This window comes from Streptomyces sp. NPDC005423 (assembly GCF_040606415.1).
GTDB lineage: Bacteria > Actinomycetota > Actinomycetes > Streptomycetales > Streptomycetaceae > Streptomyces.
The window spans coordinates 38,573-56,300 of record NZ_JBEXET010000022.1 but is presented as its reverse complement, the minus strand read 5'-3'; the positions used below and the strand labels follow the sequence as shown (position 1 = coordinate 56,300).

The 17,728-nt window shown below is 71.3% G+C and carries 19 protein-coding genes; 12 read left to right on the top strand and 7 right to left on the bottom strand.

All coding sequences use genetic code 11. The features are described from left to right. Positions 1 to 227 precede the first annotated feature (227 nt). From ABZT12_RS22860 to ABZT12_RS22850, 3 genes are all read left to right on the top strand, one after another. A complete protein-coding gene (locus ABZT12_RS22860; protein WP_356387531.1) occupies positions 228 to 743 on the top strand; it encodes a SigE family RNA polymerase sigma factor in 516 nt (171 codons plus the stop codon). A 53-nt stretch (positions 744 to 796) separates the two neighbouring features. Further along, complete coding sequence (locus ABZT12_RS22855; protein ID WP_356387528.1) at positions 797 to 1,234, top strand: hypothetical protein; 438 nt, start codon at positions 797 to 799, stop codon at positions 1,232 to 1,234. A gap of 355 nt (positions 1,235 to 1,589) precedes the next feature. Beyond that, positions 1,590 to 2,576, top strand: a complete 987-nt coding sequence (locus ABZT12_RS22850) for a LacI family DNA-binding transcriptional regulator (protein ID WP_356387525.1) — start codon at positions 1,590 to 1,592, stop codon at positions 2,574 to 2,576. 85 nt (positions 2,577 to 2,661) lie between these two features. Here the strand turns inward: ABZT12_RS22850 and ABZT12_RS22845 are convergent, their stop codons facing one another. Continuing rightward, positions 2,662 to 3,525: a LysR family transcriptional regulator gene (locus ABZT12_RS22845; protein ID WP_356387521.1), complete on the bottom strand. Its 864-nt coding sequence runs from the start codon at positions 3,523 to 3,525 to the stop codon at positions 2,662 to 2,664. A 93-nt stretch (positions 3,526 to 3,618) separates the two neighbouring features. Between ABZT12_RS22845 and ABZT12_RS22840 the strand changes: the two genes are divergently transcribed. Together ABZT12_RS22840 and ABZT12_RS22835 are read left to right on the top strand one after the other, a co-directional pair. Beyond that, complete coding sequence (locus ABZT12_RS22840) at positions 3,619 to 4,503, top strand: aldo/keto reductase family oxidoreductase (protein WP_356387518.1); 885 nt, start codon at positions 3,619 to 3,621, stop codon at positions 4,501 to 4,503. Between the two features lie 202 nt (positions 4,504 to 4,705). Next, positions 4,706 to 5,047 carry an FG-GAP repeat protein gene (locus tag ABZT12_RS22835; RefSeq protein WP_356387515.1) on the top strand — a complete coding sequence of 114 codons (342 nt, stop codon included), beginning with the start codon at positions 4,706 to 4,708 and terminating at the stop codon, positions 5,045 to 5,047. Between the two features lie 144 nt (positions 5,048 to 5,191). Here the strand turns inward: ABZT12_RS22835 and ABZT12_RS22830 are convergent, their stop codons facing one another. Next, positions 5,192 to 5,908 carry an SDR family oxidoreductase gene (locus ABZT12_RS22830; protein ID WP_356387512.1) on the bottom strand — a complete coding sequence of 239 codons (717 nt, stop codon included), beginning with the start codon at positions 5,906 to 5,908 and terminating at the stop codon, positions 5,192 to 5,194. Between the two features lie 235 nt (positions 5,909 to 6,143). On the opposite strand from ABZT12_RS22830, the gene ABZT12_RS22825 reads away from it, so the two are divergent. Further along, entirely contained in the window at positions 6,144 to 7,058 is a 915-nt protein-coding gene (locus ABZT12_RS22825; protein ID WP_356387509.1) for a LysR family transcriptional regulator, read from the top strand. A 150-nt stretch (positions 7,059 to 7,208) separates the two neighbouring features. On the opposite strand, the gene ABZT12_RS22820 is transcribed toward ABZT12_RS22825, so the two are convergent. Then, positions 7,209 to 7,835 carry a hypothetical protein gene (locus ABZT12_RS22820; RefSeq protein WP_356387761.1) on the bottom strand — a complete coding sequence of 209 codons (627 nt, stop codon included), beginning with the start codon at positions 7,833 to 7,835 and terminating at the stop codon, positions 7,209 to 7,211. Positions 7,836 to 7,921: 86 nt separating this feature from the next. Further along, complete coding sequence (locus ABZT12_RS22815) at positions 7,922 to 8,563, bottom strand: TetR/AcrR family transcriptional regulator (RefSeq protein WP_356387507.1); 642 nt, start codon at positions 8,561 to 8,563, stop codon at positions 7,922 to 7,924. Between the two features lie 108 nt (positions 8,564 to 8,671). On the opposite strand from ABZT12_RS22815, the gene ABZT12_RS22810 reads away from it, so the two are divergent. Beyond that, complete coding sequence (locus ABZT12_RS22810) at positions 8,672 to 10,144, top strand: MDR family MFS transporter (protein ID WP_356387503.1); 1,473 nt, start codon at positions 8,672 to 8,674, stop codon at positions 10,142 to 10,144. A 151-nt stretch (positions 10,145 to 10,295) separates the two neighbouring features. Here the strand turns inward: ABZT12_RS22810 and ABZT12_RS22805 are convergent, their stop codons facing one another. Then, a complete protein-coding gene (locus ABZT12_RS22805) occupies positions 10,296 to 11,186 on the bottom strand; it encodes a helix-turn-helix transcriptional regulator (protein WP_356387500.1) in 891 nt (296 codons plus the stop codon). Between the two features lie 242 nt (positions 11,187 to 11,428). Here ABZT12_RS22805 and ABZT12_RS22800 point away from each other — a divergent pair, with 242 nt between their 5' ends. The 5 genes from ABZT12_RS22800 to ABZT12_RS22780 all read left to right on the top strand — a co-directional run bounded on the left by ABZT12_RS22800 (position 11,429) and on the right by ABZT12_RS22780 (position 15,526). Beyond that, the gene (locus ABZT12_RS22800) at positions 11,429 to 12,445 is read left to right on the top strand and encodes a zinc-dependent alcohol dehydrogenase family protein (RefSeq protein WP_356387497.1); all 1,017 of its coding nucleotides are present in this window, start codon (positions 11,429 to 11,431) and stop codon (positions 12,443 to 12,445) included. A gap of 78 nt (positions 12,446 to 12,523) precedes the next feature. Further along, positions 12,524 to 12,814 carry a hypothetical protein gene (locus ABZT12_RS22795; RefSeq protein ID WP_356387494.1) on the top strand — a complete coding sequence of 97 codons (291 nt, stop codon included), beginning with the start codon at positions 12,524 to 12,526 and terminating at the stop codon, positions 12,812 to 12,814. 63 nt (positions 12,815 to 12,877) lie between these two features. After that, entirely contained in the window at positions 12,878 to 13,225 is a 348-nt protein-coding gene (locus ABZT12_RS22790; RefSeq protein ID WP_356387491.1) for a cyclophilin-like fold protein, read from the top strand. Positions 13,226 to 13,283: 58 nt separating this feature from the next. Next, complete coding sequence (locus tag ABZT12_RS22785) at positions 13,284 to 14,624, top strand: MFS transporter (RefSeq protein WP_356387488.1); 1,341 nt, start codon at positions 13,284 to 13,286, stop codon at positions 14,622 to 14,624. A 137-nt stretch (positions 14,625 to 14,761) separates the two neighbouring features. Then, positions 14,762 to 15,526 carry a metallophosphoesterase family protein gene (locus ABZT12_RS22780; RefSeq protein ID WP_356387485.1) on the top strand — a complete coding sequence of 255 codons (765 nt, stop codon included), beginning with the start codon at positions 14,762 to 14,764 and terminating at the stop codon, positions 15,524 to 15,526. A 36-nt stretch (positions 15,527 to 15,562) separates the two neighbouring features. Here ABZT12_RS22780 and ABZT12_RS22775 read toward each other — a convergent pair whose 3' ends face one another. After that, entirely contained in the window at positions 15,563 to 16,555 is a 993-nt protein-coding gene (locus ABZT12_RS22775) for a PfkB family carbohydrate kinase (protein ID WP_356387482.1), read from the bottom strand. Positions 16,556 to 16,670: 115 nt separating this feature from the next. Next, positions 16,671 to 17,672, bottom strand: coding sequence for an SIS domain-containing protein (locus tag ABZT12_RS22770; RefSeq protein WP_356387479.1), 1,002 nt, complete (start codon positions 17,670 to 17,672; stop codon positions 16,671 to 16,673). Between the last annotated feature and the right edge of the window lie 56 nt (positions 17,673 to 17,728).

Sequence of the window (17,728 nt, the reverse complement as noted above, 5' to 3'; positions counted from 1 at the left end):
TTGGCAAGACCGGTGCTGTGCGGGGCAAACCTCGACGAACTCCCTTACTGGGTCAGCCACTTGAGGCGGTGCGGAGGCGGGTGGCGTCAGGGAGTCGTCGGTGAGGGCGTCGGTCCGTCCCTGTGCCCGCACAGCTCTGTTCGTGCTGTGACCCAGGTCTCATCGGATGCGTGCAGCAGATCTTGGGGTGTCTCCGTCGAGGAGGGGTGACAGGAAGGGAGGAGCGTGTGGAGACGGACTTCGACGCTTTCGTCGCCGCCCGGTCGGCCGCGCTGTTCCGGGGTGCCCTGGTTCTGACGGGGAACCGCGACGCTGCCGAGGATCTGGTCCAGGAAACCCTGGAGCGGGCCTGCCGCAAGTGGCGCACGATCTCCGCCAAGGACGCCCCGGAGGCATATGTGCGGCGGATCATGGTCAACCTGGCCAATGACCGCTGGCGCCGCTTCCGCCGTACGACTTCGCAGGCGGACGGCCCCGACCAGGCCGCCCGCGGTGACGAGTACGGACAGGTCGACAGCAGGGACCAGTTGGTGCGCGCGTTGCAGCAACTGCCCATGCGGATGCGGACGGTGGTGGTACTGCGGTACTTCCACGACCTCTCGGACACCGAGATCGCGGCCGACCTGGGCATCTCGCCGAGCACGGTGCGCTCCCAACTCGCCCGGGGGATCGAGAAGCTGAGAAGCCAGTTCCCCGCGCTCTCCGCCCCTTCACCACTGCGGCACACGGAAGGAATCCGATGACTTCGTACGGCGACGCACGACCTTCCGGCCGCACATCTTTCGAAGAGGAACTGATGAACGCCATGAACCAGTACGCCGACTCCGCCGAGGCGCCCGACTTCGACTCGAACCGGATCGTGCGCCGCACCCGGCGCAGGCGGGCCGTCGGCATCGGTGCCGTCGCCGCCGCCCTCCTCGTGGCGGGCGGGGGAACCGCGCTGGCCACCTCGGTCGCGGGCGGCTCGCACACGACGGCGAGCAGCACCGTCAGCAAGAGCGACGCCACCACCCTGCTCTTCGACGACCACGGCGTGACCATCCCGATCGACTTCTCGGGGCAGGACCTGGTGCTCGCCAAGCAGGCGCTCCTGAAGACGCAGACGAAGCTCGGCACCATCACCAAGAAGGCCGTCGAGAACTGCAAGCCCGGTTCGGTGGTAGGTGTGGACCCGCACACCCCGAAGATCGTGGAGTCCGGTGACACGGTCAACCTGACCCTGTGCGCCGGCTGATCCGGGACACCGTTCGCTGATCGGTCACGTGGACGCGGGCCTGGTCGAACCGGGTCCCTGACCGAACGACCGAGCGAGGTCCGGCACATGGCAGCAGGGCCTGCCGGTAGTCAGGGGTGCGATCCCCACCGACTACCGGGAGGCTCTGTTGTCGCGGTTCCTCGCGCTCGTGGCAGGTCCCGGAGGCGGGTCTCGACACCTTGGGCCCGAACGGCATCGCACGTAGCCTGCGGTAATGGACTTACCCACGCCTCCCACCGGTCGAGCTCCTCTGGCACCAGTCGTCGCGGGACCGGGCAGGGAGCGGTTGACGGCCGCGGCTAACAGAGACTCAGCGGGCCCCTCACGTCCGTCCATGGCGGACGTGGCCCGGTTGGCGGGGGTCTCGTCGCAGACCGTCTCCCGTGTCTCCAACGGTCACCCGGGGGTCGCCGAGCCCACCCGGCAGCAGGTACTGGCGGCCATGCGGGAGTTGCGTTACCGGCCCAACAGCGCCGCACGGGCTTTGAAACGTGGCGCGTTCAGCACGATCGGAGTCCTCTCGTTCAGCTCTTCCGCCACCGGCAACGTGCACGTCCTCGAAGCGATCACCACCGCCGCCGCGCACGAGGGGTACTCCGTCGCCCTGCTGCCGCACTCACTGACCACCGAGGACGAGGTGCGCGGAGCCTGTGCCCGCATGCGGGACCTCGCCGTCGACGGTTTGATCGTCATGCCGGAGAGGCGGTTGTCCGATGCGGTGACCACCGCCCTGTCCGCGCATGTCCACGTCCTGGTGGCCGACCTCCACGCCGGTGACTCCTCCACCGTGGTCGACACCGACCAGACCGCCGGCGGCCGCTCCGCCGTACGGCATCTCCTGGGCCTGGGGCACCGCACGGTGTGGCACCTCGCCGGTCCCGAGGAGTCCTGCGCGGCACATCTTCGCGCGGCCGCCTGGCGCACCGAACTCACCGAGGCGGGGCGGGTGGTGCCCCAGCTGTCACGCGGCGACTGGTCGGCTGAATCCGGCTACCGTGCCGGACTCGAACTCGCGGCCCGAGAGGACTGCACGGCGGTCTTCGCGGCCAACGACCAGATGGCGCTGGGGCTGTTGCGGGCCTTTCACGAGCAGCGTCGGCGTATCTCCGAGGACATCAGCGTCGTCGGTTTCGACGACATTCCCGAGGCCGCTTCCTTCCTGCCTCCCTTGACCACCGTCCACCAGGACTTCGCCGAAGTGGGACGGCTCTGCGTGGAGCGAATCCTGTGTCAACTGCGCTCGCGGACAGTGGAGTCGGCTACGACGCGAGTGCCCACGCGCCTCGTGGTCCGCAGCACCACCGCACCGCCCCGCAGGTGATCCGCGGAAGAGCTGCAAGGACCTCAAGTCCGCTATACCGCGTGCGACCGCTGCCCGTGCCGGGGCGAGGGACGGCGGGGGCGGGTCACAGCCGTGTGGCCGTGCGGATCAGCGCGGCGAGGGCGAGGGAGCGGCTGTGCGCGGGCCACGCGATGTGGGTGACGACGGGGGGTGCGTCGGTCAGGGGAACGGCGGTGTGCTCGGCCCACAGCCAGGCGCGGGCCGAGTCGGGGAAGACGGCCATGGTGCGTCCCAGGGCGATCAGTTGGGCCAGCTGCGTCTGGTCGTGGATCTCCGGGCCCGGACCGGGCGGGTACGTGCCGTGGCGGGACCAGCGGGCGAGCGGAAGATCGGGGAGGTCGCTGACGTCGGCCAGGGTCAGACTCCGCCGCGCGGCGAGGGGGTGCCCGGCGGGCAGCACGGCGATCTGCCCCTCGGTCATCAGTTCCTCGCTGTCGAACCCGGCGAGGGAGTTGAACGGCTTGTGCATGAGCGCCACATCGGCGCGGCCGTCGCGCAGCATCGCCTCCTGCTCACAGGTGCCGCTCGGCAGCACCTCGATCTCGGCGTTGTCGGGCTCCGCCGCGTAGGCGTCGAGGAGCTTGCGCAGCAGCTCGTGGGACGCGCCGGCCTTCACCGCCAGCACCAGGCGGTGGCGGGGGGCGCCCGGCCGGTCGGCGCCACCGGCGCGGCGGGTGCGGCGAGCGGCAGCGGTGGTCGCGTCGAGGGCGGCGCGGCCCTCGTGCAGCAGCATCTCTCCGGCGCCGGTCAGGGCGACGCCGCGCCGGTCGCGTCGCAACAGGGCGACGCCGAGGCGCCGTTCGAGCTGCTGAATCGCCCGGGACAGCGGTGGCTGGGCCATGCCGAGGCGCTGTGCGGCACGACCGAAGTGCAGTTCCTCCGCGACGGCCATGAAGTACCTGAGCTCGCGGGTCTCCAAGGTGTCCATGGCCCCACCGTACCCCTGTGATACCTACCGGGTATGACAGGGCACTGCATCGGTATTGGCCGCGCCGCTCGTCCGCGAGCGAGCATCGACGGCATGAGCGAAACCCTGAACACACCCTCCGCGTCACTGCCCGGCGGCACCTGGACCCTGGGCGACCTCACCGTCACCCGCTTCGGCTACGGCGCCATGCAGCTCGCCGGCCCCGGGGTGATGGGCCCGCCTGCCGACCGCGACGGCGCGCTCGCCGTCCTGCGCGAGACCGCCGCCCTCGGGATCAGTCATATCGACACCGCCGGTGCGTACGGACCACGTGTCACCAACCAGCTGATCCGTGCAGCGCTGCACCCCTACTCCCCGTCGCTGCACCTCGTGACCAAGGTCGGCGCGGTCCGCGACCAGCAGGGCGGCTGGCCCCCTGCCCGGCGGCCCGAGGACCTGCGCCGCGCCGTCCGCGAGAACCTTGAGGACCTCGGCCTCGATGCGCTCGACGTGGTCAATCTCCGGCTCGGCGACGCCCAGGGTCCCCGGCCCGGCTCGCTCGCCGGGCCCTTCGAGACCCTCGTCGAACTTCAGCGGCAGGGCCTGATCCGGCACCTCGGCGTGAGCAACGTGACGGCGGAACAGGTCGCCGAGGCGCAGGCCATCGCACCGATCGTGTGCGTCCAGAACGGGTACAACCTCGCCTACCGTCAGGACGACGAGCTGATCGACGAGCTCGCCGACCAGGGCATCGCCTACGTGCCGTTCTTCCCGCTCGGCGGCTTCACCCCGCTGCAGTCCACGACGCTCTCCGCCGTGGCCACCCGGCTGGACACGACACCGATGTCCGTAGCCCTGGCCTGGCTGCTGCGGCGGTCGCCGAACATCCTGCTCATTCCCGGCACCTCGTCGGTGGCGCACCTGCGCGAGAACGTCGCCGGCGCGGCACTCCCGCTCTCCGACGAGGACCTCGCCGAGCTGGACAAGATCGGCCACTGATCCCGCGCCGGCAGTCGCTCAGCCGGACTACCGAAACACGTAAGGCAGTTGAGGTGCGGCGCGGAGTGGCAGGCCAGGAAACCCTGACCTGCCACTGCCTCACGAACCCGTCGGTGACTGCGGCTCGTTGCTGCCGTAGGGCCGCGTGATGATCTCCAGGCCGTGTCCGGCCGGACCCCTGAAAACAGCCCGCGCCGGTCAGGTGACCGTCGTTCCGGGCCGCCGCACGGGCGCACTCGGCGCCGGTTCCCACTCCTTCTCCCAGGACACGGCCGGCGTCCCCGGCGCCTCCGGGACCGACGACTTCTTCGGTACGACGGTCTCCGCCGGGGACACCGACCAGGACCGCAAGCCCGAGCTGTTCGGCGGCGCCGCGAACGAGAACAACGCCACCGGCGCGGTGTGGGTCTTCCCCGGTGCCTCCACCCGCCCGACCGCCACCGGCAGCCGCCCGTTCACCGCGCCCGCCGCGGGCCTCACCCAGAGCGACAGCACGCTCCTCGGCGGCGCCTTGGCCGCGGTCCGCGAGGTGCTCGCACGCTGAGTCCGAGCTGAACGAGCGGCTCATCCGAGGCCGCTGTGCCAGGGTCGAGGCCGTCGGTCGGCCTCGGCCTGAACGGGTCAGGACGAACTGGGGTGTGGGGTCCGGCAGTTGAGCAGTCGGGCGCCACGTCGGCGGGACCCGTGGTCAGGCGCCGATCCCCATGCCTCCGCCGACGATGAGGTTGTCGCCGGTGATGTAGCCGGCGGCGTCGGAGGCGAGGAAGGCGACGGCTTCGGCGATGTCGGCGGGAAGCCCGATGCGCCCGAGGGGAATACCCGCACTCCAGGACTGCACGGTTTCGCGCGAGATGCCCAGGCTGCTGTAGACGGGGGTGTCGATGGCGCCGGGGCTGACGGCGTTGACCCGGATACGGCGGGGCGCCAGTTCGAGGGCGACGCCACGCATCAGCGGGAGCAGGGCGCCCTTGGCGGCGGCCATGGCGGGTGCTGCCATGCCGGTACCGGCACCGACGGTGAAGATGACGGACGCGCCGTCGTTGAGGAGGGGGAGCGCCTTCCGCAAAGTGAAGAAGTTGCCCTTGACGTTGATGTCGAACAGCGCGTCGAAGTCCGCCTCTTCCGTGTCGGCCAACGGCTTGGGCCGTGAGACGCCGGCGTTGAGGAAGAGCACGTCGAGTGTGCCGAAGCGTTCGCGCGCCTGGTCCATGGCGTGGTCTATGTCGGTCAGAGAGGCGGCGTCGGCGCGTACCGCGACGATCCCCGCGGGGAGGTCGTTCCGTGCTTCGGCGACGCTCTCGCGTCCGGTGACCATCACGCGGTATCCGCGCTCGTGGAGCAGTTCGGCGGTGGCCTTGCCGATTCCGCTGGTTCCGCCGGTGATCAGGGCTGCGGGCGCGGGCATGGTGTTCTCCTTGCATGCGTACATGGGTCCGAGCGCAAGTGACGGCGTGCGGCTCGCCGCGCGCCGCCCCGAGGGCTGAGGCCCCACGGGCTGCGAGCTCGTGTCCTCACGCTAGGAGCCGGTCGCGGCCCGCGTCCAAGGCCCATGCCGCATATCGATATACGGCCGAGGCATCACCACGGCTCACGAACTCGCACGGAGAGGGGCGTCGGTGGGACGGAGTTACGCTGCGGGAGTGACCGAACCGATCCCTCCCACGGACCTCGACCTTCGGCTGCTGCGGTACTTCGTCGCTCTCGCCGACCAGCGGACCTTCGCTCGGGCCGCCGACGCCCTGAAGGTGACCCATCCTTCGCTGAGCCGCCAGATCGTGCGCCTGGAACAGCAGTTGGGGGTCCGCCTCCTGGACCGCACTCCGCACGGCAGCCGGCTCACCCCGGCAGGCGAGGTTCTCCTGCCTCGCGCCAAGGCACTGCTGCGCACCGCTGCCAGGACGATCGCTCTCACCCGGGCCGCCGCCGAGCCGGTACGGATCACGGTCGGCTACACGACCGGCATCATCGTCACCCCCGCGGTGCGAGAGCTGCGCCGACGGCATCCGGACGCCGAGGTGCACACCGTGCACCTGGGGTGGGGGGACGTGCGCCCGGCCCTGCTGGACCACCGCGTGGACGCGGTGGTCACCCGGTTGCCGCTGCACACCGCACGCCTGCACGTGACCGTCCTGTACGAGGAACCACGCGTCCTGGTGGTCGCCAGCGACCACCGACTGGCCGGCCGGGAATCCGCCTGCCTCGCCGACTTCGCCGACGAGCCCCTGATCCGTGCGAGCGACCCGGCCCGTGACGCCTTCTGGCGCATCGACCCCCGTCCCGACGGAAGCCGCGCTCCCGACGGTCCCCTCGTGGAGGACCTGGAGGACAAGCTCGAACTCATCGCCTCCGGACGGGCGGTGGCCATCGTCCCGGCCCTGGACGGCAGGAGCCGCCCCTACCTCACCGCCGTCCCGCTGCGCGACGTCGAACCCAGTCACGTCGTACTGGCCGTGCGCGCGGACGACCGCGGTCGGCTCGTCGCCGCCTTCCGCACGCTCGCCCAGTCCTTCCTCACCGGACCCGTCCCGGAGGGGCCCGCGGACCGTGCGCCTTGAGGCTCGTTGCCTTACGTGCGGACGCGGGTACGTGGTCGGCGCGGCCCCCGGGTGGTCGCGGCCCTGGTGCGGCGGCGCCTGGGCGCGCGACAACGGGCGGACACCGACCGTCGCGCGCGACACCCCTGGGTACTCATCGCGAAGGAGGCGTCAGCCGGCCGGGGCCGCGGACCCGGGCTTCTCCTCGGGGGCGGGCTCGGTGCCGGTGACGATACGGCGGATCGTCTCCATCGGCAGTTTCGGCGAACCGTCCGTGTAGAGAAGGCCGTTGGTCTCCTGGGCGGTGTCCATGAACCGCGTGTAGCAGAAGCCCGCGACGATCGGACTCGTGTGCAGCACCTCGAAGATGTCGCCGAGCAGGGCGGCGTACTGGGTGTCGGAGTTGGTCCGCGTGTAGGAGAACTCGTCCTCCTCGGCGCCCACGGACAGACCGCCGAACTCGGTCACCATCAGCGGCGCTTCACCGGCGCGGTACCGCTCGGTCTGCCGCGCGTCGAGCGAGAGGGTCCGCCCGGCCGGACCCGGGGAAGCAAGCAGCGCCTCGAAACGGGCGGCGTCGCCGTAGCGGCGGGTGAGCAGCTCGGGGTCGGAAGAGTAGTCGTGCACCCCCAGGATGTCGCTGTCGGTGTGCTCCCAGCCCTCGTTGGACATGACCGGGCGCGTCGGGTCCAGGGCGCGGGTGAGGGTGGCGAGCGCCACCGTGTAGGCCCGCTGCGCCGCGTCGTTCGTGATGTCGGAACAGCCCCAACTCTCGTTCACCGGTACCCAGGTGACGATCGAGGGGTGGCTGCACCGCGCTGATCGAGGCGGCCCGCATCGACGGCGCGAGCGAGGGCGTGCCGCACGCGGGGCGAGTGGAGACGTCAGGGCCTGTGGCGGTCGCTCCGTTTTCCGCCCTGTCCCGGGTGGTTGGCGGCGACGAGGGGCATGAACAGGTCGTCCACGATCGCGAGGACCCGCTCGGGCGGGATCGGCTTGTAGGTCATCAGCATGTCGTGGCGCATCAGGTCGAACGGCATGGTCAGAACGGCCGGCGGGATGCGATCGAGGTCGATCTCGCCGCGCTCGTGCGCGCGGGCGAAGACCTGGTGCGACCGGAGCGGCCGGTCGCCCATGACCTTCTCGCGTACCTCGGCCGGGGTGAGGCCGGTGCTGGCCAGCAGCCCGGAGAACGCGGCCCCGACGATGGCGGCGAAGCTGATCCGTGCCCTGCTGGCGGTGGTGAGCAGCGCGACCATGTCGTCGCGCAGGCTTCCGGTGTCGGGGGTCTCGACGGCCTGCACGGTGCTGTGGTGGCGGATGGCGGCGAGCACCAGGTCGTCCTTGTTGGGCCAGCGCCGGTACAGCACCGCCACGCCTGTCTTCGCGCGGGCGGCGACGGACTCCATCGTCAGCTTGGCGAAGCCGCCCTCGACGAGATCCTGCCACGCGGCCTCCAGCAGTGCGGCCTCCAACTCCTCCCCGCGCCGCCGCTGTCGGGGGGTCTGCTGTGTCCGCTCGGTCATGGCACCCAGCATAGCGACCAGCGATTGATAAGAGAGGCTTGCGTCTCTTACTGGCCTCAGCCTACTGTCGATAAGAGAGGAATCAATCTCTTATCGAGGAGTGATGGCATGGCATCGAGACCAGCCGGACCCGCGGCCGAGAAGCCGGACCCCGCGGTGGTGAAGACCGCCCTCATCCTGCTCGTCGGCGGGATGGCCGTCGTCTTCGACACCACGATCGTCAGCGTCGCCCTGCACACGCTCGCGTTGCGGCTGGACACCTCGGTCGCCACGATCCAGTGGGTGTCGACCGGCTACCTGCTGGCGCTCGGGATCGCGGTTCCGCTGTCCACCTGGGGCCTGACGCGGTTCGGCGGCAAGCGGCTGTGGATCTTCTCCCTCGCCGTCTTCCTGGCCGGCTCGGTCGGGTCCAGCCTCGCGTGGAACGTCGGCTCGCTCATCGGCTGGCGGGTCGTCCAGGGCATCGGCGGCGGCCTCATGCTCCCGCTGATGACCACGCTCATCTTCCAGGCCGCCGGCGGCAGGGCGCTCGGCCGGCTGGTCACCTACGTCGCGCTGCCGGCGGTGCTCGGCCCGATCCTGGGCCCGGTGCTCGGCGGCGCGATCCTGACGCACCTGAGCTGGCGGTTCATGTTCTGGGTCAACGTGCCCTTCTGCGTCATCGCGATCCTCCTCGCCTGGCGCTACCTCACCATCGACACGCCCACCCAGCCGGACCCCGCGGCCGGCAAGCCCAAGCTCGACGTTCCCGGCCTGCTGCTGATCGCGCCGGGCACCTCCCTCGTCCTGCTGGGCCTGGCCGACGCGGGTACCGCCGCCGGGTTCGCCCACCCGGACGTCGTCATCCCGCTCGTCGCCGGCGTCGCGCTCCTCGCGGCCTTCGCCCGCTACGCGCTGCGCCGGAGCCGCCCGCTCGTCGAGGTCCGGCTGCTGGCCAGGCGGCCGGTCGGCTCCTCCAGCGCGGTGCTGTTCTTCTCCGGATTCTCCCTGTACGGCGCGATGCTCCTGCTGCCGCTCTACTACCAGGAAGTGCGCGGCACCACCGCGCTCGCCGCCGGCGTCGCGCTCATCCCCCAGGGCATCGGCACCGTCCTGTCCCGTACGGTCGCCGGCAGCAACATCGACAGGTTCGGCTCGCGCGCGATCGCGCTGGCCGGGTTTGTCATCGTCGCCGCCGCGACCGTGCCGTTCGCCCTGGCCGGGCCGCACACGAACGAGTGGCTGCTCGCCCTGTGGATGCTCCTCCGTGGGTTCGGCCTGGGCTGCGTCACCATGCCCGTGATGGTCGCCGGATACATCGGCCTGGACCAGCACCAGATCCCGCACTCCAGCGTCCTCACCAGGACCGCCCAGCAGATCGGCGGCTCCTTCGGTACCGCCGTCCTGGCTGTCATCCTCAACACCGCCATCGCCGCACACCCGGCCACCCTCGCGGCCGCGTTCCACACCGCGTTCTGGTGGTCCGCGGGCTTCTCCGCCGTAGCCGTGCTGCTCTCCCTGTGGCTCCCCGGCCCTCAACCGGCACCCCGGAACGTCCATGACTCTGCCGGTGACCAACCCGCCGATCCCGTCCAGGTGTAGCGACAGGCGGCCGTCAGGTTCCGGCGGGGGCCGTCCGCCTTCCGGTCCGCGCCGCGTGCTCGCTCACCCGCTCGGCAACGCAGGGGGGATCGGCCGGGCCGGGGACCGCGCTGTCTCCCGGAGGTGACGGGTGCGGAGTGGCTTGTGGGGGTCAGCCGGACGCTTGCGGGGAGGACGCGTCGGCTCCCTGGGCAGTGGCGTGCCAGGACGCGAGCAGGCGCAGGCCCTCCTCGGAGGGGGAGGCGGGTTCGGCGGCGTAGACGGTGAGGGTCAGGCCGGGCTCGGCCGCCATCTCCAGGCCCTCGTAGGCGAGGGTGAGCTCGCCGACGGCCGCGTGGTGGAAGCGTTTTGTCCCCGTGCCGTGGTGGCGCACGTCATGAGCGCCCCAGCGCGTGCGGAAGGCGTCGCTACGGGTGGACAGCTCCCCGACGAGGTCGTGCAGGTCCTTGTCGTGGGGGTTGCGGCCGGCTTCGGTACGCAGGATGGATACGGCGACGTCGGCGGCCTGGTCCCAGTCCGGGTAGAAGCGGCGGGAGGCGGGGTCGAGGAAGTTGAAGCGGGCCAGGTTCGCCTGGTTGAGCGGGTTGGCGTAGACGTCGGCGTAGAAGGCGCGGGCGAGCTGGTTGGCGGCGAGCAGGTCCATGCGGCCGTTACGGACGAAGGCGGGACCGCCGGTGACGGCGTCCAGGGTCCATTGCAGGCTTCGGTGCGCTCTCCACTGCCGGGTGGAGGCGCGGCGAGGCCGGGTCAGGGCGTCGGAGCCGTCGGCTGCCTGGGCCAGGTGGAGCAGGTGGGCGCGCTCGGCGTCATCGAGTCGGAGGGCGCGGGCCACGGCTTCGAGGACGGCCGGTGAGACGCCGCTCAGGTTGCCGCGTTCGAGCTTGGCGTAGTACTCGACGCTGACGTCGGCGAGGGCCGCGACTTCGCTGCGGCGCAGGCCCGGGACGCGGCGCCGGGTGCCGGCGGGCAGTCCGGCCCGCTCGGGGGTGATCTTGGCTCGCCGCGAGGTGAGGAACTCGCGGACCTCTCGCTGGTTGTCCACCCTTCGACGGTACGTGCCGCGCGCCGCCGGAGGGATGTACTGCCGGTACACCTCTTGTCAGTGACTCGCCGCGCGTGCGAGGTGCGGGTTACCTGGATGACGTGGCGCTCTCCCGGCCCGATGAACGGCGGGGAGAAGACGTCACGTCCCGTGGCGGGTGAGGTCGCACCGTCCCTGCCGCGGGAGTGTCAGCGCGCGGACCGCCCAGGCGGTCCGGCCCCTTCCTACGTGAGGAACCCGTAATGCGCGGAGCGATGATCTACGCCCCCGGCGATGTGCGCTTCGAGACCCTGCCCGATCCGCGGATTCTCCAGCCGACCGACGCGGTCATCCGTACGGCCGTGACCTGCGTATGCGGCTCCGACCTGTGGCCCTACCGCGGTGCTGAGCCGATCGGTGACCCGCATCCGATGGGCCACGAGTACGTCGGCTTCGTGGAGGAGGTCGGCAGCGAGGTCACCTCGGTCAGGCCGGGCCAGTTCGTCGTCGGCTCGTTCGCCACCTCCGACAACACCTGCGCCAACTGCCGGAACGGCTTCCAGTCCAACTGCCTGCACCGCGAGTTCATGAGCACCTGTCAGGCCGACCGCATGCGCATCCCCAACGCCCAGGGCACCCTCGTCGCCACCGGCGAGGTACCGGGCGAGGAGCTGTGGCCCAGCCTGCTGGCCGTCTCCGACGTGATGGGCACCGGCTGGTGGGCCGCCGACGCCGCCGAGGTCCAGCCCGGCTCCACCGCCGTGGTCGTCGGTGACGGCGCGGTGGGCCTGTGCGGTGTGATCGCCGCGAAGGAGAGGGGCGCGGAACGGATCATCGCCATGTCCCGCCACGAGTCTCGGCAGCGGCTCGCCCGGGAGTTCGGCGCCACCGACATCGTCACCGAGCGCGGCGAGGAGGGCGTCGCCCGGATCAGGGAACTGACCGGTGGGATCGGCGCCGACAGCGTGCTGGAGTGCGTCGGCACCGCCGAAGCCATGCGGCAGGCCCTGCACTCGGCCCGGCCCGGCGGCAACGTCGGCTTCGTCGGCGTCCCCCATGAGGTCGCGATCGACGGGCAGGAGCTGTTCTTCTCCCACGTCGGCCTGCGCGGTGGTCCCGCCCCGGTACGCCGCTACCTGCCCGACCTCGTCCACCGCGTCCTCGAGGGACGGATCGAACCCGGCAAGGTCTTCGACCTCACCCTCCCTCTGGACCAGGTCGCCGAGGGGTACAAGGCCATGGACGAGCGCCGCGCCATCAAGACACTGCTCACGCCCTGACCTGCCCCGCTGCCCCGGGGACGGGCCCGTGAGAAGCCCGTCCCCACCCGCTCGCGCGTCTCCGAGGAGAACCCCGCCATGACCACTTTCGCTCTCATCGGCGCCGGGCCGGGCCTCGGCCTGGCCGCCGCCAGCCGCTTCGGTGCCGCCGGCCACCGCGTCGCCCTCATCTCACGCAGCGCCCGGCACCTGGACAACCTGGCAGCCGAACTGGCCTCGCAGAACATCCACGCCGCCCAGCTGATCATCCCCGGCGCGATCCGGCCCGACGCGGAACACTCCAGCCCCCAGGCGCTGGCCGAGCGCCTCTACGCCATCCACACCGAGCGGGGCGGGTTCCGGCACTACGCCGAGCCCATGCCCGCTTGACGCCCAGAGCAGAAGGCGACGGCCCCAGCCACCTCGTCGTCCGCCGCGGAGAGGAGCACTCACATGGACATCCGTGTCACCCTCGACGGCCGTCCGGTCGACGCCACCGTGCATGACAGCCCCGCCGCCCGCGACCTCGCCGGGCTGCTCCCGCTCACCCTGGACCTGCACGACTTCCACGGCACGGAGCGGATCGCCGGCCTGCCACGCGCACTGGACACCTCCGCCGCCCCCGAACCGGCCGCGGCCGGAGTCGGCGACATCGCCTACTACGCCCCTTGGGGCAACCTGGCCCTTTTCTACAGGGACGGCCCGGCCGCCTCCGGTGACCTGCTCATCCTCGGCCACCTCGACGTCAGCGCCGAACAGCTCGGCCGAGCGGAGCGCATCACCATCGAAGCCGCCCCCTGACCTCCCCCGTCCTCCTACGCGTTTCCACCAGTCCAACGAGGAAGAGGGAAGTACCTGTATGCCTCTCGCAGCCGGCACCCCGCAGGGCAGACTGCCCTTCGTCGTCTGGGTGCTCGCCGTCGGCACGTTCCTGATGGGCACCACCGAATTCGTCATCGCCGGCCTGCTCCCGGAGATCGCGGGTGATCTCGGGGTGGGTGTCTCCCACGCCGGTCTGCTGATCACCGCCTTCGCCGTCGGCATGATCGTCGGTGGGCCGACCATGGCCCTGGCCACCCTGCGTCTGCCCCGGCGCCTGACCCTCGTACTGGCCCTGACCGTCTTCGCTCTCGGGCACGTCGTCGCCGCGCTCAGCTCCTCCTTCACGGTCGTCCTGGCCGCCCGGGTGGTGACCGCGCTGGCCACCGGCGCGTTCTGGGCCGTCGGATTCGTCATCGCCACCGCCGCGGCGGGCCCGGCCCGGGCCACCCGGGCCGTCGGCGTCCTGATGGGCGGTCTGACCCTGGCCAACGTCGTCGGCGTGCCGATCGGCTCCTTCGTCGGCCGGTACACCGGCTGGCGCGGCCCCTTCTGGGCGCTGGCCGTCCTCGCCGCCCTGGCCGCCGTGTTCATCGGCCGCTTCGTCCCCGACGCCGGGCGGAGTGCCGAGGTGTCCGTCCGCGCCGAGGCGCGGGCCCTGCGCCAGGGCCGGCTGTGGCTGGCTCTGGCCGCCGCCGTCCTGATCATGGGCGGCGTCCTGGCCACGTACACCTACATCACCCCGCTGCTGACCGACCGTGCGGGCATCCCGGCGGGAGCCGTCCCGCTGGTCCTGATCGTCTTCGGGCTCGGTGCGCTGGGCGGCACCGCCATCGGCGGCCGGCTCGGCGACCGCCGCCCGCTGGCCACCACGCTCACCGCCGCCGTGGTCACCGCTCTGGCCCTGTTCCTGCTGATCCCGTTGTCGACCGCCCCCGTCACGGCCGTCGCCTTGGTCTTCCTCATGGCCCTGGCCGGGTTCACCGTCAACCCTGTCGTCACCTCCCTCGCCGTCCGCTTCGCCGGCGACGCCCCCACCCTCACCTCGGCACTGACCACCTCCGCCTACAACACCGGCATCGCCGCCGGCTCCGCCCTCGCCGCCACGGCCCTGGACACCTCCCTCGGCCTGACCGGACCAGCGCTGGTCGGCGCCGTCTCCGCCGCCCTCACCCTCCTGCCGCTGATCGCCCTCGCCCTCATCGGTACCCGGGACCGGACCCGGATCGTGGCCCGGCGCACCGCTCCGGCCGTCGTCCGCAGCGACAGCGCCGGCTCTGCGAGGAACCACCGGTTGAGCCCTCCCGCCAACCCGTCGCGGACCTCCCACGCCGCCGGCGGCCCTGCGCACGTCGGGCGCGGTGCTGGAACCGATGGCTGAAGTGCGGTGCCGTTTCCGGCCGTTCGGGCCTTTCCGACCGACGGTGACCGGGGCGCACCCGTAGGATCCCCGTACTCGTCGGTCCGGGCGCATGGCCGACGGTCGCCCGGACACCCGATGCCTTCGGAAGGTCACCCGTGGTCGCGAGCATCGCTGTCCTGTCCGACATCCACGGTGTGCTGCCGGCCTTGCAGGCGGTACTGGACGAGCCCGATGTCAGGGCGGCCGACCTCATCGTCGTCACCGGTGACCACGTGGCCGGTCCGCAGCCGGTCGAGGTACTGGACCGGCTGCGCGCGCTCGGCGACCAGGCCGTCCTGGTCCGCGGCAACGCCGACCGCGAGCTCGTCGATATGGCCCGTGGGGAGTTCCCGTCCGACCAGGCATGGGAGATCGACCTGTGGGCCGCCGCTCAACTGGGCGACGAACACGTGCGGTTCCTCGCCGAGCTCCCCCACCCGGTGACCATGGAGGTCGACGGCTTCGGCAAGGTGGTCTTCTGCCACGGGACGCCGCGCGACGACGACGAGGTCGTTCTCGTCGACACACACCTGGACCGCTGGGCCGAGGTCTTCGCCGAACTGCCCGCTGACGTAAGGACGGTGGTGTGCGGGCACACTCATATGCCGTTCACGCGCTACGTCGACGAACGCCTCGTCGTCAACTCCGGCAGCATCGGCATGCCGTACGGCCAAGCCGGCGGCTCCTGGGCCCTGCTGCAGGACGGTCAAGTGCAGTTGCGGCACACCCGGTTCGACATCGACGGGGCAGTGGACCGGGTGGCCCGGGAGTCGGGCTATCTCGGCCGCCGCGCCTGGGCCGAGCACTACGTCCGGGCGGTCACCACCGACGCCGAGGCGGTCCGCGCCTTCGGCCCAAGGGACGGCCGGACCATCTCCTGACCTACCGTCACCGACGAGGTGGGTGGGCGCCGTTCGTCACGGTTGCGGCCGACGGACCGTGTGCTCGCTCACGCTCCGGTCTTCGCTCGTCCCCGTCCCCGTCCCCGTCCCCGTCCCCGTTGCCGTTGCCGTTGCCGTTGCCGTTGCCGTTGCCGTCGGTGTCGGGTTCGGGTTCGGTGTCGGGCGGCCCCAGCCGAACGCGGCTTCCACGAAGCACTGGTCGTACGCCGCCCGTGCGCCGTGCCGCAGGGCCCGTTCCAGTGCTTCCCCGGTCGGCGGTAGGCGCCGTGACCACCCGTCACGCAGGAGTGAGACGACGAATCCGGCGAGGAGGGCGTCTCCGCAGCCCATGGTGTCGGACATGGCGGCGGGGTCCGCGGCGTGGGCCGGTGCGGTGGCCGTGAGGTGGCCGTCGTAGGCGATCGCGCCGTGCAGGCCGCGGGTGGCCAGTGCCATGGTGGCCCCCCGTCGCACGGTCTCGGTGAGCAGCGCACGGGTTGCGGTCTCGTCCAGGTGTGAGCAGGACAGCAGGGCCAGGTCCACGTGGGGGCAGACGCGGTCGAGGTAGGCGGGGGTGCGGTACTCCTCCTCGTCGGAGAAGTCGAAGCTGACCAGGGGGCCGGCCGCGGCCAGCCGGGGCAGCTCCGCCTCGGTGCGGGAGTAGACGCTGGAGTGCACGAGTGCGAAGGTCGCCGCGTACGCCAACAGGTCGTCGTTCAGGGTGAGTTGCTCGTGGACGGTGCTGTCGTCGTAGCCGAGGAACACCCGGTCGCCGTCCCGTACCTCCAGGGTGGAGACCGAGGTCTTCCCGTGGCGCACCGCGCTCCGCTCGACGGCGACGCCCTGTGCCGCCACGGCCGTGCGCAGGAAGACACCGAGGTCGTCGTCGCCGAATGCCCCCAAGTAGGCGGAGTCCAGGCCGAGTCGGCGGGCGTAGACGGCGACGTTGACGCAGTTGCCGCCGGGGTAGTCGGTGCCCCGGTCGATGAAGCGGTCGATGGTGTTGTCGCCGAAGCCGAGGACGTTCATCAAGGTCTCCCGAGGCGCGGGCGCGGCGTGCGGGAACGCCGCGCCCGACGTGGGCGCGCCGGCGCCGGGGCACCGGCGCGCGGTGGTGGATGGACGAGGGGAAGCGGTGCGACGGTCAGTAGTCCATGACGCGGTAGTAGCGGCGCAGGTCGAGCGAGTGGTCGCGGGCCCGCTCCAGGTGCTTGCTGACCCGGTCCATCACGGTGTCCAGCACCAGCGGGGAGAGCAGTCCGCGGAACTCGGGACTGATGCCTTCGAGGGGGTAGTCGCGGGTGTCGAAGACGGTGACGTCCTTGGAGACCCGCTTGGCGAACGCCTCGGCCCGGTCGGTGAGCGCCCTGGTCTCGTCCTCGCCCTGGAAGACGATCACGCTGGTGTCCTCCTCCAGCAGCTCCAGCGAACCGTGGAAGAACTCCGCGCTGTGCACCCGGGTGGTGCGCAGCCACTGCATCTCCTCAAGGATGCACATGGAGTACAGGTAGGTGAACCCCCACAGGTTCCCGCCGCCGATGAGGAAGTGGTAGTCGTCGTCCTTGTGGGCGTCCGCGAAGGCCGCCGCGACCGGCTCGGCCTGCCGAGCGACGTCCACCAACACGCGCGGCAGGCACGCGAGTTCGTCGGCGAGGCGCTCGTAGCCCTCGAACTCGCCGCGGTGGGAGAGCAGTCGGCCCAGGAACAGCAGCAACTGGACGTCGAACGGCCATGCCTTGGGCGCGGAGATCAGCGCGGTGTCGACGCTCCGCGCGATGGGGGAGTCGGCGATGCCGGTGAAGCCGATCGTGTGGGCGCCCCGGGACTTGCAGTACTCGACGGCGCGCAGGCTGTCCTCGGTGGTGCCGGAGACGGAGGTGAAGACGACGACGGTGCGCTCACCGAGGCGGGCGTCGCCGGAGGCCACCAACTCCGCGGCGATGGCGGCACGGACGGGGAGCAGCGAGGAGCGGCGGGCGAGGTGCTCGTAGGGCCACATCTGCGCGTACGTCCCGCCCGCTCCCACGAGGAGGACGTTGTCGTACCCCTCGTCGACGAGACGGTCGACGACCTTCTCGATCTGGGGGCGCAGCGCCACGAGGCTTTCCGTCTGGGAGCTGAACTCGGCTTCGTTGAAAGAGAGCACGGTGATGGTTTCCTTTGGGGGTTGTTCCGCACCGGCCGGCGTCTGCCGGTGAGCCG

Excerpts from the sequence above, each read along its gene's own strand:
- ABZT12_RS22855 (WP_356387528.1), top strand. The coding sequence starts at position 797 with ATGAACGCCATGAACCAGTACGCCGACTCCGCCGAGGCGCCCGACTTC.
- ABZT12_RS22850 (WP_356387525.1), top strand. The coding sequence starts at position 1,590 with ATGGCGGACGTGGCCCGGTTGGCGGGGGTCTCGTCGCAGACCGTCTCC.
- ABZT12_RS22845 (WP_356387521.1), bottom strand. The coding sequence starts at position 3,525 with ATGGACACCTTGGAGACCCGCGAGCTCAGGTACTTCATGGCCGTCGCG.
- ABZT12_RS22840 (WP_356387518.1), top strand. The coding sequence starts at position 3,619 with ATGAGCGAAACCCTGAACACACCCTCCGCGTCACTGCCCGGCGGCACC.
- ABZT12_RS22830 (WP_356387512.1), bottom strand. The coding sequence starts at position 5,908 with ATGCCCGCGCCCGCAGCCCTGATCACCGGCGGAACCAGCGGAATCGGC.
- ABZT12_RS22815 (WP_356387507.1), bottom strand. The coding sequence starts at position 8,563 with ATGACCGAGCGGACACAGCAGACCCCCCGACAGCGGCGGCGCGGGGAG.
- ABZT12_RS22810 (WP_356387503.1), top strand. The coding sequence starts at position 8,672 with ATGGCATCGAGACCAGCCGGACCCGCGGCCGAGAAGCCGGACCCCGCG.
- ABZT12_RS22800 (WP_356387497.1), top strand. The coding sequence starts at position 11,429 with ATGCGCGGAGCGATGATCTACGCCCCCGGCGATGTGCGCTTCGAGACC.
- ABZT12_RS22795 (WP_356387494.1), top strand. The coding sequence starts at position 12,524 with ATGACCACTTTCGCTCTCATCGGCGCCGGGCCGGGCCTCGGCCTGGCC.
- ABZT12_RS22790 (WP_356387491.1), top strand. The coding sequence starts at position 12,878 with ATGGACATCCGTGTCACCCTCGACGGCCGTCCGGTCGACGCCACCGTG.
- ABZT12_RS22785 (WP_356387488.1), top strand. The coding sequence starts at position 13,284 with ATGCCTCTCGCAGCCGGCACCCCGCAGGGCAGACTGCCCTTCGTCGTC.
- ABZT12_RS22775 (WP_356387482.1), bottom strand. The coding sequence starts at position 16,555 with ATGAACGTCCTCGGCTTCGGCGACAACACCATCGACCGCTTCATCGAC.